General features: G+C 47.0%; 13 protein-coding genes and 5 pseudogenes. 10 read left to right on the forward strand and 8 right to left on the reverse strand.

What is annotated here, in order from left to right; genetic code table 11:
- Nucleotides 1-95 precede the first annotated feature (95 nt).
- The 4 genes and pseudogenes from ppsA (at nucleotide 96) to JCM11217_RS16875 (ending at nucleotide 4,796) form a co-directional block, all read left to right on the forward strand.
- Nucleotides 96-2,544, forward strand: a pseudogene (gene ppsA, locus JCM11217_RS11370) (phosphoenolpyruvate synthase).
- Nucleotides 2,545-2,600: 56 nt separating this feature from the next.
- A complete protein-coding gene (locus tag JCM11217_RS11375) occupies nucleotides 2,601-3,227 on the forward strand; it encodes a LysE family transporter (RefSeq protein WP_054842972.1) in 627 nt (208 codons plus the stop codon).
- 38 nt (nucleotides 3,228-3,265) lie between these two features.
- Nucleotides 3,266-4,339 carry a MaoC family dehydratase gene (locus JCM11217_RS11380; protein ID WP_054842973.1) on the forward strand — a complete coding sequence of 358 codons (1,074 nt, stop codon included), beginning with the start codon at nucleotides 3,266-3,268 and terminating at the stop codon, nucleotides 4,337-4,339.
- Nucleotides 4,340-4,461: 122 nt separating this feature from the next.
- Nucleotides 4,462-4,796: pseudogene (locus tag JCM11217_RS16875) on the forward strand (AbrB/MazE/SpoVT family DNA-binding domain-containing protein).
- 23 nt (nucleotides 4,797-4,819) lie between these two features.
- Here JCM11217_RS16875 and JCM11217_RS16880 read toward each other — a convergent pair.
- The 3 genes and pseudogenes from JCM11217_RS16880 to sufC form a co-directional block, all read right to left on the reverse strand.
- Nucleotides 4,820-5,605, reverse strand: coding sequence for a dihydroorotase family protein (locus tag JCM11217_RS16880; protein WP_243679328.1), 786 nt, complete (start codon nucleotides 5,603-5,605; stop codon nucleotides 4,820-4,822).
- On the reverse strand, nucleotides 5,605-6,138 hold the full coding sequence (locus JCM11217_RS16885) for an amidohydrolase family protein (protein WP_243679329.1): 534 nt from the start codon (nucleotides 6,136-6,138) through the stop codon (nucleotides 5,605-5,607). Before JCM11217_RS16885 ends, JCM11217_RS16880 begins: the two co-directional genes overlap by 1 nt.
- A gap of 43 nt (nucleotides 6,139-6,181) precedes the next feature.
- Nucleotides 6,182-6,954, reverse strand: a pseudogene (gene sufC / locus JCM11217_RS11390) (Fe-S cluster assembly ATPase SufC).
- Nucleotides 6,955-7,069: 115 nt separating this feature from the next.
- Here sufC and sufB (JCM11217_RS11395) point away from each other — a divergent pair.
- From sufB (JCM11217_RS11395) to JCM11217_RS11410, 5 genes and pseudogenes are all read left to right on the forward strand, one after another.
- Nucleotides 7,070-8,502, forward strand: a pseudogene (sufB, locus tag JCM11217_RS11395) (Fe-S cluster assembly protein SufB).
- A 66-nt stretch (nucleotides 8,503-8,568) separates the two neighbouring features.
- Nucleotides 8,569-10,005, forward strand: a pseudogene (gene sufB / locus JCM11217_RS11400) (Fe-S cluster assembly protein SufB).
- A 35-nt stretch (nucleotides 10,006-10,040) separates the two neighbouring features.
- A complete protein-coding gene (locus tag JCM11217_RS11405) occupies nucleotides 10,041-10,541 on the forward strand; it encodes a hypothetical protein (RefSeq protein ID WP_054842974.1) in 501 nt (166 codons plus the stop codon).
- Nucleotides 10,542-10,570: 29 nt separating this feature from the next.
- Nucleotides 10,571-10,720 carry a hypothetical protein gene (locus tag JCM11217_RS16890; RefSeq protein ID WP_243679330.1) on the forward strand — a complete coding sequence of 50 codons (150 nt, stop codon included), beginning with the start codon at nucleotides 10,571-10,573 and terminating at the stop codon, nucleotides 10,718-10,720.
- A complete protein-coding gene (locus JCM11217_RS11410) occupies nucleotides 10,717-11,235 on the forward strand; it encodes a SufD family Fe-S cluster assembly protein (protein WP_054842975.1) in 519 nt (172 codons plus the stop codon). The genes JCM11217_RS16890 and JCM11217_RS11410 overlap by 4 nt, the downstream gene beginning before the upstream one ends.
- A gap of 7 nt (nucleotides 11,236-11,242) precedes the next feature.
- On the opposite strand, the gene JCM11217_RS11415 is transcribed toward JCM11217_RS11410, so the two are convergent.
- From JCM11217_RS11415 to JCM11217_RS16910, 5 genes are read right to left on the reverse strand one after another with little or no spacing between them, the layout of a single operon-like run.
- Nucleotides 11,243-11,713 carry a class I SAM-dependent methyltransferase gene (locus tag JCM11217_RS11415; protein ID WP_243679331.1) on the reverse strand — a complete coding sequence of 157 codons (471 nt, stop codon included), beginning with the start codon at nucleotides 11,711-11,713 and terminating at the stop codon, nucleotides 11,243-11,245.
- Nucleotides 11,704-11,898: a hypothetical protein gene (locus JCM11217_RS16895; protein WP_243679332.1), complete on the reverse strand. Its 195-nt coding sequence runs from the start codon at nucleotides 11,896-11,898 to the stop codon at nucleotides 11,704-11,706. The genes JCM11217_RS11415 and JCM11217_RS16895 overlap by 10 nt, the downstream gene beginning before the upstream one ends.
- Nucleotides 11,895-12,197, reverse strand: a complete 303-nt coding sequence (locus JCM11217_RS16900) for a PhoU domain-containing protein (RefSeq protein WP_243679333.1) — start codon at nucleotides 12,195-12,197, stop codon at nucleotides 11,895-11,897. The genes JCM11217_RS16895 and JCM11217_RS16900 overlap by 4 nt, the downstream gene beginning before the upstream one ends.
- A 17-nt stretch (nucleotides 12,198-12,214) precedes the next feature.
- Nucleotides 12,215-12,322 carry a PhoU domain-containing protein gene (locus JCM11217_RS16905; RefSeq protein ID WP_243679334.1) on the reverse strand — a complete coding sequence of 36 codons (108 nt, stop codon included), beginning with the start codon at nucleotides 12,320-12,322 and terminating at the stop codon, nucleotides 12,215-12,217.
- Nucleotides 12,312-12,911 (reverse strand): phosphate uptake regulator PhoU, encoded by a 600-nt coding sequence (locus tag JCM11217_RS16910; RefSeq protein ID WP_243679335.1) that lies wholly within the window; start codon nucleotides 12,909-12,911, stop codon nucleotides 12,312-12,314. Before JCM11217_RS16910 ends, JCM11217_RS16905 begins: the two co-directional genes overlap by 11 nt.
- 50 nt (nucleotides 12,912-12,961) lie before the next feature.
- Between JCM11217_RS16910 and JCM11217_RS11425 the strand changes: the two genes are divergently transcribed.
- Complete coding sequence (locus JCM11217_RS11425) at nucleotides 12,962-13,507, forward strand: NTPase (RefSeq protein WP_054842976.1); 546 nt, start codon at nucleotides 12,962-12,964, stop codon at nucleotides 13,505-13,507.
- Nucleotides 13,508-13,527 lie beyond the last annotated feature (20 nt).

The following is a 13,527-nucleotide window of genomic DNA, read 5'->3' on the forward strand; positions in this document are numbered from 1 at the left end:
TTGCGCAGAATACTATTTAGCAATAGTCGATTTTTGAAATTATAGTAATTATCTACCTTACCAAATTATTTAAGCAATCAGGACATGGCTAGGCCGTGGCGGATTATAAATTCATAGTTTGGCTCAATGAGGAGGTTAAGGACCCATCAATACTTGGCGGTAAGGGTGCCAATCTGAATAAATTAATTCTCATGGGTATACCCGTACCACCCGGCTTTGTGATAACGACTGAGGCATTTAATTACTTCATGACGGTAAATGGACTTAGGGATAGAGTACTCAATATAATCAATGAAGTTGTTAAGGAGGGAAGGCCTGAGGAGTATGAGGAGGCTGAGAGGAGGATTAAGGAGTTGATACTAAATACCGACATTCCCAAGGACCTTTATGACGAGATATCTAGGGCATACATGGAGTTAAGTAAGTCCTTTAATACGGATGCTATTGCGGTTGCGGTCAGGTCGAGCGCCAGTGCCGAAGACCTGTGGACAGCTAGTTTCGCGGGTCAGCAGGATACGTACCTCAACGTGAGGGGGGGTACCGAGGATTTAATCAGGTATGTTAAGTACGTGTGGGCTAGTACGTATAATGCAAGGGCGTTGGCGTATAGGGATGAGAAGGATATACCGCATGACGTGGCCTACATGGCCGTTATCGTGCAGAAGTTAGTTAATAGCAAGGCGGCAGGTGTTATGTTCACGATAAACCCAGTAACCGGTGATAATAACGAGGTTGTTATTGAGGCTTCCTGGGGGGGCCTTGGGGGGAGGCGGTGGTTGGTGGTATGGTGACTCCAGATAGGTGGGTTGTAGATAAGAGTAAGTTAGTAATTAAGGATAGGGTTGTGGCGAGGAAGGGCGTAATGATTACGAGAGATGAGTCCGGGTTAACGAAGATCGTTGAGGTGCCAAGCGACTTGGCAGAAAAACCATCATTAAGCGATGCGAGGCAATCGCACTAGCTAAGTTGGGTATTGAGCTTGAGAACCGCGTTGGCTATCCATTGGACATTGAGTGGGTCATTGATTCAGACTCGGGTAACATATACGTGGTTCAGATGAGGCCTGAAACCGTATACAGTAGCGGTAAGGCCAAGGCAATTAGCGAGGGTAGGGCAACCACGGGTAAGGCCGTGATTAAGGGAATAGCCGCAAGCCCGGGTATAGCCGTGGGTCGAGTAAGGATTTGCTTAACCCCCCCCGAGGAGGCCAGGGCTAAGATGAGTAAGGGCGACATATTAGTGACGAAAATGACAAACCCTGACTGGGTGCCGTACATGAAGATGGCATCGGCAATAATAACTGATGAGGGCGGCATGACGAGTCACGCAGCCATAGTGTCCAGAGAGCTGGGCATACCGGCTATAGTAGGTACTGGTAACGCAACATCGGTACTTAAGGATGGTGAGGTCTACACAGTAGACGCTGTGCACGGCGTGGTCTATGAGGGTGAGGTCGAGGAATTAGTAAGTAAGGCGAAGGCCACTAGGGAGGTGCAAGCCGCCGCGGCGCCCAGCACCAACGAGATAATACTTCACATCTACAAGTCAATAAGGACTGCGACCGGCGTCTACATGAATCTTGGAGTCCCCGAGAAAATCGATGAGTATAAGGACCTGCCCTTTGACGGTATTGGCTTAATGAGGATAGAATTCGTGCTTTCCAGCTACATCGGTGACCACCCACTTTACTTAATAAGCATTGGTAATGAGGAGAAGTTCGTCAATAAATTGGCCGAGGGCGTTGCGTACGTGGCCAAGGCCATATACCCAAGGCCGGTCATTGTTAGGTTTAGTGACTTTAAGAGTAATGAGTATAGGCAATTAACTGGTGGTGAGAAGTTCGAGCCTGAGGAGAGAAATCCAATGCTTGGTTGGAGGGGGGGTGTTTCGAGGTACATAAGTAGGGAGTATGAGAAGGCCTTTAGGCTTGAGGTTAGGGCTATCAAGAGGGTTAGGGAGGAAATGAACCTGAACAACGTGCATGTAATGGCGCCATTCGTAAGAGCTCCCTGGGAACTTGAGAAATTCATGGAGATACTAAATGATGAGGGACTCGGGAGAGATAGGGATTTCAAGGTATACGCAATGGCTGAAATACCCAGTATAGCCCTGCTCGTCGAGGATTTCGCAAAGTACGTTGATGGCTTCTCAATAGGCAGTAATGACCTAACGCAACTCATCATGGGTGTTGATAGGGATAACGACATATTAGTTAGGCAAAACCCGAGGTACTTCGACGAGAGGGAACCAGCGGTACTCAGGGCCATGTATGAGATAATAAGGAGGGCTCACGCAATGAATAAGAGCGTTGGCATATGTGGGCAGGCGCCATCGGTTTACCCAGAAATCACGGAGTTCCTGGTGAGGGCTGGTATCGACTACGTATCGGTGAATCCAGACGCCGTTATATCGACTAGACTCCTCATAGACTCAATAGAAAGGAAGATAATCCTTGAGGAATTACGTGAGTTAAGGAGGAAGTTAATGCCCACGGAACCAGATGGCGAATTCCACGAAATACTCAACAAGGTCTTTAAGGGATGAGTATAGGGCGAATAGATACTAAATACTTAAAAACAAGGAACTACCTAATCTAATTAGTGCTTGGTCCTGACTTTATAATTAAGGTAATCGTGATAAGCGCCTCAGGAGCCTTAGCACCAGGTCCATTAACCGCCTCAGCGGCCAGCCTCGGTGCACGCATGGGTTGGAAAGCCGGCCTTAACGAGGCAGTTGGGCACATGACTGTGGAGCTACCGCTTGTCCTGGCAATAGCCTACGGACTTCATTACGTATTCCAAATACCAATTGTTAGTACCGCTTTTGGGTTAATTGGTGGAGCATTTTTATTATTCTTCGCATATCTAACGTTAAGGGACGCGTTGAGGGGGGGTGGCTTTAATGTAAGTGATGCGCCGAGGTATAGCTCGGCAGTGGTAACGGGTGCTACGTTATCACTGTTTAATCCGTATTTCATTGCTTGGTGGATTGGGGGGGTTGGCACGCCCCTGATAATGGAGGCCTTCCAATCAATGTACTTAATCGGCATAGGCATACTGTATGTTTCTCACGTGTGGCTTGACTATGCATGGCTAACATTAATAGCGTCCCTAGGCTCCGTGAGCAGGTTAAAGGTTTCGGCATATAAGGCTTTACTAATAGTGCTTGCAGTAGCCATAGCCTATTTCGGAATATCGATGGTAATCTCCATGGTTAAATCCCTATAGTAATGCTTAAACGTAAAATTGAATAAAAATCTCAATGAATGACCACGATGGTTAATGCTGGTTACTTTGGTCCGTTTTTTGAGGATTTTGTTGTTGGTTCTGTGGTTAGGCATAGGCCCTGTAGGTCTGTTGATTTCTACGACAACATCCTCTGGTCCTCATTAACTTTAGACTACACACCGCTTTACCTAGACCGTGAGTACGCATCGCACACGGATTTTGGCAATGTTGTCATAAACCCGAGGTTCCTACTATCCCTCGTGATTGGCATCGCCACTAGGGATACGAGCATAAACACCATGGCCTTCCTGGGCATTGACTATGAGAAGTTGATTAGGCCTGTTTACCCAAGCGATACCATTTGCGTTGAGTCTGAGGTTGTCAATAAGCGTGAGTCCAGGAGTAGGCCTGGCATGGGGGGGATCGTGACCTGGGTTCACAGGGCGTATAATCAGAGGGGGGGTGACTTGGTCTATGAGGTTAGGAGGAGCAACCTAATCTATAAACGCGATGAGTCACCGTGGATCAAGTTCCTAAGGGGGGGTGAGTCCGTGGGTGCGGTTGAGGAGAAGCCAACCGCCGGTTCGAGACCCATCGACTACTCAGCCATGCAGTTTACGCAGTTGGGTCATGATCCATGGCTCGGCAGGTTTTTCGAAGACTTCAGGCCTGGTGAGGTGATTGTTCATAGGCTTGGTAGGACTGTCTATGAATTCGATAATGTACTAAGCACCGTACTATCAATGAACACGGCGACGCTACACTTCGATGAGGAGTACATGCTTTATCATGATTATGGGAGGCCCGTCGTCCAGGGGCCATTCATTGTTGGTCTTGCCTCCGGCCTATCATCAATTGACCTAACAATGAACATTGCCGCCGACCTGGGTATCACGGAGCTTAGGTTAAGGGCGCCCGTATTCCACGGAGACACACTGCACGCGGTGAGTGAGGTACTAAGTGTTGAGGGATCTGGCAACGCGAGGTTTGGGGTAGTCACGGTGAGGACAAGGCTGTATAAGGGTATGATGAGGACCGAGACCGCAGAAATAACAAGAAAAATAGCAATATACAGAAGGGAACACACACCATGGAGATTTATATGGAGGTAATTATGTGCCTAAAAATTGATGTTATACATAGTTTTATTTTCAGCGCCTTAACTTAAAACATTGATGTCTCTTTGTTGACTCTAGCGAAAGTCTTTTATTTAGGGATTGAACTTAGAAATTAAATGCCGAGTCCAAAACCAGTCAATGGGCTTCCATACAGAACAAAGATATACATCAATAATCAAGTCCTATTACCGGCGAGGCTCGTTAGAATCCTCGGAATTGAGTGGGCTAAGTATGCAGACATAACGATTAAACATAATGATGATGTGATTACATTAAGGCGTGTAGCCTCCTCAGGACTAGGCATACGGCGAGTAGGCAGTTCACAATACCGAAGGAAATAAGGGAGAAGTACGGGATAATGCCGTTAGATGATGTTGAGGTCATTAATATAAGGCCTATAAAAATTAAGGAGGTTGAGATTAATACGAAGCAAGTTATTCTAGATGAGTAATAGGTGTAAGGAGATCTCTGAAATTAATGTGGTAGTGAATTCTCCAGTAACTTCCTGGTCGCGCCATCCACATACTCCTCATTGAGGTATGCCAACTTACCGTGAAGTATTGTTGCGACTACGGCAACATCAACCTCAAAGCCCTTAAATGGCGAGAACTTAGCCTTAGACCTAAACTTCTCGGGTTCTATCCTATGCCTAGCCTTGGTATTTATTATGGTTAAATCGGCGCAAGAGCCCTGCTTAATCCCCACATTAAGCCCAAGGAATTTAGCCGGCCTCTCCTGAATAGCCCTTATTACCGTACCCAAGTCGGCAAATCCACGGCGCCATAACGTGAGCAATAATGGTGCGGTTGTCTCAAGGCCAACGATGCCCGGTGGCGCCTCATCGTATGGTTTATCCTTCTCCCAATCCGCATGTGGTGCGTGGTCGCTAGCCACAATGGGCACCTCGCCCCTAATGAACATTGCCAATAACTCCCTCCTCGTGGTTTCATCCCTAAGCGGTGGATTCACCTTACAGTAGGCCGGCTTATCAGCCCTTGCGAGGCACTCTTCCTGGCTTAGTAACATGTGGTGTGGTGTTACGTCAAAGGTAATGTCAAGTCCACTTAGCCTAATCATGCTTATTGACTGAGGAAGCGTTAAGTGGGTCATGTGGACCTTGGTGCCATACCTATATACTAACTTAATGATGTTATGAACACAGGCTAACTCAGCCCTTGGGCCCCTAATCACATTGTGATGCTCAAAATCCCTAGGCCCACTGTACTGACTAATAATTACTGGGTCCTCACAATGCATCACTATTGGTATCCCAACCTAGCCGCCTCCCGGAATAGGGCCTCTAGGTATTGATCACCGCCATACTCAGAAACCTCCTCAGGAAGTACCTCACCAACAGCGTAAGCACCATTACTTAGTGCGTCCTTAAGCATTGATGGGTCCTGGGGGGGAGCGCCGAAGTAATGCCTAATGTGCAGATTCGTTTTCCTGCCAAATTCCTCGATTTTTCTCCTCAATAATTCAACGGTTTTTATTGGAGGTTTTGTGTTGGGCATGTCGCCAACAGCCACGTAGCCGCCAGCCAACGCGGCCTGGGTCCCACTGACCGCGTCCTCTTTGTAGGATAGGTCGAAGTCCCTAAAATGGACGTGAATATCCACGAAACCAGGAAGTAAAAGGTATTGATTCGGCAATTCCAACTTACTACCTGCCTCAATGGGTTCATTACCAACGTACGTAATCTCACTACCCGTAATACCCACATAAACCTCCTTAACACTACCCCTCACGTAAGCCCTAGCCCTAATTAATACGTCAGGCCTGGAAATACCCATTAATGAGCAATTATTAATCCTAAATTAAAGTTCTTCATTGTGTTTATAAATTCGGTTTCGCTATTTCCTTAAAGAACCTCTCATAGCCCATTGACTCAATCATCTTAACAACCTCTTCTCCACCAACGTGAACCACGGAGCCCCCCCTGGCCATCACAATAACCCTAGTGGGTTTAACGTAGTGGAGTATCTCCGCGTGATGTGTGGTGACGAGGATTGCCGTACCCTCCTGGGCAAGTCTCGCAATTGACCTGCCTATTATCGCTATACCGTCCACGTCAAGTCCAGAGTCGGGTTCGTCAAGCATGGCCACCTTGGTTTGTACATTAGGAGTTGAAGCATCTCAGCCCTCTTAGACTCACCACCGCTGAATCCTGCATGAACACCCCCCCTCGATAAGTGCTCAGGCTTTAGGCCAAGCTCAGTTGTTAACTTAGTCATCTCGGCGATGACCTGTGGTGGCGGTGGATCTGTTATTCGTTTACCAGCCTTCTTATTGATCATTGCGGTTATTAGGGTCGAGAGCCTAACCTCAGGTACAGGGGGGGTCGGATTTTGCAGGGCAAGTAGTATTCCCTTCTGAACCCTCTCCTCAGGGTATAGCTTCACTATGGACTCACCGTCAAGCCTAATATCACCACCGACCACGTTGTACCTGGGATGACCGGCAATTGTTAGGAAGAGTGTGGTCTTACCGCTACCGTTTGGTCCCATGATCGCTACAACCTCGCCCGACTCAACGGTTAAGTTAACATTATTTAGTATTCTCTTACCATCAACCTCAACACTTAGATTAATTACCTCAAGCTTCGTCATTATTGGTCACGTAGCTTCTGTGACACTGATTAAAAACTTTTCGGCAGTGTCTATGTAGGCTTATCATTAGAAAACTTAATAATGAATAATATGATCAGTATTCTAAAGAATAGTTATGAGCAGGGATGGCGTGAAGCTCGAGATTGCGAAGACAGAGGAGTACTCAAGCATACTCGGTCGTGCAAAGCCCATTAAGTGGGAGGTGGAAATCAGAGGTAAAATTACGAGAGACGTTATTGAGGAGATCAGTAAGGTCAGAGGCGAGCCTGACTGGATGAGGAGATTGAGATTGAGGGCGCTAGAGATGTTCGAGAGACAGCCCTGGCCTAACTGGCTTCCTCTTGAGGGTAACATCGACCTTGAATCATTGGTTTTATATGCAAAGCCTAGTGTTGAGAGGGCTAGGTCATGGGATGAGTTACCAAAGGAATTAAGGGAATATTACGAAGCGCTAAAGATTCCTGAGCTTGAGGCTAGGGTTTTATCTGGGGGTTATTGGGCAGGTGGATGGCGGCGTTGTTTATGAAAATACTAAAAAGGATCTTGAGAAGGCGGGGGGGGTCATTGCGATGAGCATGGACGAGGCGATTAAGAGGTATCCCGACCTGGTTAAGCAGTACTTCGCTAGGGTGTTCCCACCAGAGTATAAGTTTGCGTCATTGAACATAGCCCTTTGGGGTGGTGGCGTGTTTGTATACGTACCACCTGGTGTTCATGTTAAGATGCCCATTGAGCTAGTCATTCTAATCAGTAGTGCTGGTGTTGGGCAGTTTGAGCATTCGTTAATCGTTGTTGACGAGAATGCGAGTGCCGAATTCATAGTTGCCTGTGCAGCACCGGTATTCACTGGGCTTAGCCTACATGATGGTATGACTGAGGCATACATACATAGGGGGGGTGCCAGGGTTAGGCTTGTTGATCTTAAGAATTGGAGTAGGGATGTTATTTACTTCGGTAATAATAGGGCGGTTATTGAGGAAAATGCAAATGTTGATTGGTTGAGTGGTTCCCTGGGTGGTAAGGTGACGATTGTATACCCAATGAGCGTGCTTAAGGGGGGGTTAATTCGAGGACCACGGTGACGAGCGTGGCCCTAGCCAACGGACCGACATGGAAGGAGGAGGGCGCCAAGGTATTCCATAGTGCTCCACATACGTATAGTAAGGTCGTGAGTAAGGGCGTTAGTCTGAACGGCGGTACATCTGTATATAGGGGGGGCTTGTCTATGTTAGGGAGGGCGCCAAGTATGCTAAGTCCTCCGTGAGTTGTGAGTCCCTTATTCTGGACGATAAGTCTAGGGCCTACACAATACCTCATGAGCAGGTTTTTGAGGAGACGGCCACAGTCACGCATGAAGCCTACACCGGTAGGATTGGTGAGGATAAGCTGTTCTATCTGCGCAGTCGTGGTCTTAGTGAGGAGGAGGCCCGTAGCCTCATAGTCCTTGGTTACTTCCACGACATCATGGTTAATTTACCCGTTGAGTATGTGTCCATATTCAATAAGGCCATTGAGCTGGAGCTATCGAGGATGGGCGGTGTTGGGTAGTTCATTATAAGTTATTTCCGGGAACTGGTTTTTAAATAACCACAGTAGAGAGGCTCGGTGACACTGATGAGCAATAATTCGGCAGAGTCTTTGAAGACTGTTATTGAAAGGAGCTCCGTCGAGGAATTGCTCGGTCCAGAAATGGAGTTTGCTCCTTGGGAAGCCGTGATTAAGGGCAGGATAACGAAGGACATGGTTGAGGAACTGAGTAGGATTAAGGGCGAGCCTGATTGGATGAGGAGGCTTAGGCTTAGGGCCCTGGAAATGTTTGAGAAATTGCCAGAGCCTAAGTGGTTACCAATTAAGGAGGAGATAGACCTGGAATCCTTAGTTTTATATGCAAAACCCAGTGTTGAGAGGGCAAGGTCATGGGATGACGTGCCCAAGGAGATTAGGAGATACTATGAGGCGTTGGGCATGCCCGAGCTTGAGGCCAAGGTGTTAGCTGGATTGCTTGGTCAGTTTGATTCTGAGGTTGTTTATTTGCATGTTAAGAAGTATCTTGAGGAGAAGGGCGCTGTGGTGACTACGATGGATGAGGCCGTTAAGAAGTACCCGGACATTGTTAAGCAGTACTTCGCGAGGATATTCCCACCCGGTGAGCATAAGTTCGCCGCATTACATGTGGCGTTGTGGAGCGGCGGTACCTTCGTCTATGTACCGCCAGGTGTTAAACTCGACATGCCAATAGAATCCTTCTTCCTAATAGGTAGTTCTGGCGAGGGTCAATTTGAGCATTCATTAATTATTGCTGATGAGGGCGCAAGCGTTGAGTGGCTTGAGGGTTGTGCGGCTCCTGTGTATAAGGGATTTAGTTTCCATGATGGTATGGTGGAGGGTTACGCGGCGAGGAATGCCCACCTGAGAATCAATACAATACAGAACTGGAGTAGGAACATAATCAACTTCAATAATAAGAGGGCTGTGGCCATGGAGAACTCGACGGTTGAGTGGGTTGAGGGTAGCTCGGTAGTAAGGTTAGCTATACATACCCAAGCACTGTGCTTAAGGGCGAGGGTGCTAAGACAAGTATCATAGGCGTGACCATAGCCAATGGACCATTCTGGAAGGAGAATGGGGGCTAAGGCATACCACGACGCGCCAAGGACGTCGAGCAAGATCGTTAATAAAAGCGTAAGTATAAATGGAGGTACCGTAGTGTATAGGGGGCTTGTCTATGTTAGGGAGGGCGCCAAGTATGCTAAATCATCCGTATCATGTGACTCACTAATCCTTGATGATAAGTCTAGGGCCTACACAATACCCCACGACCAAGTGTTTGAGGAGACAGCCACGGTAACTCATGAGGCATATACAGGGAGGATTAGTGAGGACAAACTATTCTACCTGCGTAGTAGGGGGGGTTTTGATGAGGGAACGGCTAGGAGCCTAATCGTTCTTGGTTTTATACAGGACATAACCGTTCGCTTACCCACGGAGTATGCAATGACGCTAAATAGGGTCATAGAGCTCGAATTTGGTAAGTTATCTAAGGTAGGATGACTTTAAAGACCTTGTTAATACCTAGGTGGTCTTAAATGAGTAAGTGGCTTGTTGAATTAAAGTTGAGGGCTCGGGAGCTTGCTCAGAAAATACCATACCAACAAATTAAGGATTCACCGTCAGTTAAGTACTACACAGATTGGAACGCCTTTGAGAAGTGCGTCGACCCAAGCATTGAAGAACTATCTAAATACTCTACTACGATGAATATACCCTATGAATTAAACATAGCTTCTGTAAACGGTAATATGAGTATCGTGAAGGTTCCCAACGGCGTTAATGCAATGAACATTAATGAATTAGGTGATGAATTCGGTAAGCTGCTGTTTAAGTCAATAGATATTTCAGAATCAAGGGCTCTGGCTCGGCACGTGGCTAACTTAATCAATGGGGGGGTTTACGTTGAAGTAAATGATGACTTAAGGGAACCGCTTAGAATAGGTGTCATGGCATCGATACCAAGGCCAGTATTACTACCGACTCATTACACGGTTTTAATAAATGACGGAATCACGCATCACTCAGCATCTTCATAAATGGCTTTGACGGTTGTCCATCAACTACGGTGGAGATTTACCTGGGCAGAGGCTCTAAGCTGAATGCATTATTCGTGAGTACCCATGAACAGGTGCCCGCTTACTCATTGATTAAGGTAATAGCTGGTGATGACTCGTCAGTAACTGCTAGAACACTAATCATGGGGGGGGTTCCATGAATCACCATAGAGAGGACTACCTACTACAGGGCAGGAAGAGCGGCCTAAATCACCTGGGCCTTGAGATTGGTTATGGCATATCAAGGATTGATTATCAAGTAAATGCGATCCATACCGGTGAGCACGGTACAAGCTATTCGAAGGTCTTGGGCATAGCCAGGGATAAGTCCTTCATAATACACAGAGCCCTGGGCAGGATAACGGAGGGCGCCAAGTGGAGTGATACGAACGTTGAGGGTAAGGTCTTTGTAATGAATGAGGGTGCCTACGCAGCCTCAGTACCGATAATAATGGTTGATACCGGCGATGTTAATGGCGCGAGGCACAGCGCAGCAGATGCATCGCCAGATGAGGACCAAGTCAATTACCTTAGACTCAGGGGTATTAGTAAGGATGAGGTCACTGACTTAATAATACATGAAATCGTTTCTCAATTCATGGATTCACTACCAAGTGAGTTCGTTCATGATGCCGATATCATAAAAACGCTGGTGATGAATAAGTTGTTGAGGTAGTAACGGTTTACCTACGCACAGCCTCAATGCATACAAAACCAAATTTCTCGGCTGCATGTAGCTCGACGATCTGCGGTTCCTCTAAATAATCACCAACACCCCTGGATAGCACGGCCACGGCCTTACTACTCACCGTGAACCCTAGAGACTCTAGTATTTCCCTTACCTCATTCACGGTATAGAAATGCGCCACTGAGTAAAACCTGTGGCCCTTCCTGCCTAGTTCTATGTAAAACCTACCGTGCTCACTATCCCTAGGTACTATGCAGGTAATGAGCTTACCAGTGGGTTTAAGGATTCTATATACCTCAGCAAGGGTCTTTCTCGGGTCGTCCAGGAAACATATTGTCACTATTATAACGGCATAGTCAAATGAGGAATTTCTAAGAGGCATGGCCTCTCCAACGCCAATCACTACATCAATACCCCCCCTATTCCTAGCCAGCTCGGCCATCGCCATGGCGGGCTCTAGACCCATGGGTATGCCAACCCTACCTGCGAAAAAGCCGCTGCCAACGCCAATCTCAATTCCGAGGCCCCCCTGGGTATGAGCATAGACACGGCCTTAACCTCGGACTCCGCAGTATCTGCATGCTTTACATACCAATTATCGTAGTCCCTGGCATACCTATTAAATATTGGTATTGATGACGTAGTAATCACCCATATGTGTCGAGGGTTATCTCGGCAATGTCATAGCTATACTCAGAAATCCTCCTAATACTCTCTACTATCATCATTAACCTACCGCCTACATCAACGTGGAGGCTACTACCGTATATCGACTTAATAACTTCAAGGCTCTTGCTCCTCATGGTAACCCTCCTATCCAGGACCTCCATGGCATCTTCAACATCACCATTAATAAACGCCATAGCCGCCTCCCTAAGTATATCGGCTGAGTTGAGCCCAAGATCAATGATGCTCTCCACAATCGATAACTCACTGAGCTTACAACACATGTGGCTAGCCTCACCGATTATTTGAGCGATCCTCCAGCGTGGTCACCAGCCCTCTCTATGGACTTAGATACCATTAGGGAGTTTACCAACTCCCTGGAACTACTTGCTCCAAGCTTAGAGAGCACTGATTGATCGGTAATCCCCCATCATAACAAGCCTCTCAATGAGTAAATACAACCTATCAACCTCATTATCCCTATCAATTATGTCTGAAGGCTCTATAGTTGTTTCATGAAGCATGTCCAACGAGTCCTTGAGCATGCCGAGTACCGTGAGAACCATTCTATTCAACAACCTCTTAATTGGTACCTCGGGTATTGGTGTTACAAACCTAAAGACCACGTAATCACTACCCTCCTCAATAACCTCAGCTCCTGAAATCCTCTCCCTAACCAACTCCTTAACCTCACCCTTAATGTTCACGAACTCGTTAAACCTAACCTTTATCTCATCAACACCCCCCCTAAGGTACTGGGTAATCACCCTCCTAAGGACATAATCAGGGCTATCCCTATCAACCTCAATAACATTACTAATGCCAGAACCACGTATTGAACGACCAAGCGGAACAACAGCCACGTGGTCGCCCATGAACCTCAGAAGTACATACGAACCAGCCTCAATACCCAACGCCGAAACCCACTTCTTGGGTATTGTAATGGCTATTGAAGACCTACCCGAAGCCACGACCTTCCTAACCTCCTCCTCAACCACATGCTTCAAACGCAAACACTTAATTAATCTTATCAGCAATTAGGGAGAGGATGCTTAGGGTTCTAATAACGGGACCACCGGGTGTGGGTAAGACCACCCTCATTAAGCGGTTGGTTGAGCACGCAAGGTCAATGGGCATTGGAGTTTTCGGCTTCATAACCACCGAGGTTAGGGAGCGCGGTTCTAGGGTGGGCTTTAAGATAGTGGATATTAATAGCGGTAGTGAGGCCTGGCTGGCGCACGTGAGCCTATTCGCAGGCGGGCCAACGGTTGGTAAGTACAATGTCAATCTAAAGGCCATGGAAGATGTCGGAATACCGGCAATAAGGTCTGCCCGGCCAAACTCATTGCTCGTTGTTGATGAGATTGGTAAGATGGAACTAATGCATGAGGGCTTCCTGAGAGCTCTTGAGGAGGTTGTGAATAGTGTTCACTTCCTCGGTACGATATACATGGCCTATAGGACCAATAGGCCCGTGGCATCCTTCGTGAGTAAGTACGGGTTTAGAATCATCGAGTTGACGAGGACTAATAGGGATCAGACACTTAATGAGTTAATTAGGGAGTTAGATAAGGTAATTAAGTCAGGGCATTAGTATGGGTAGTAATAAATAAT

This window comes from Vulcanisaeta distributa JCM 11217 (assembly GCF_001316005.1).
GTDB lineage: Archaea > Thermoproteota > Thermoprotei > Thermoproteales > Thermocladiaceae > Vulcanisaeta > Vulcanisaeta distributa_B.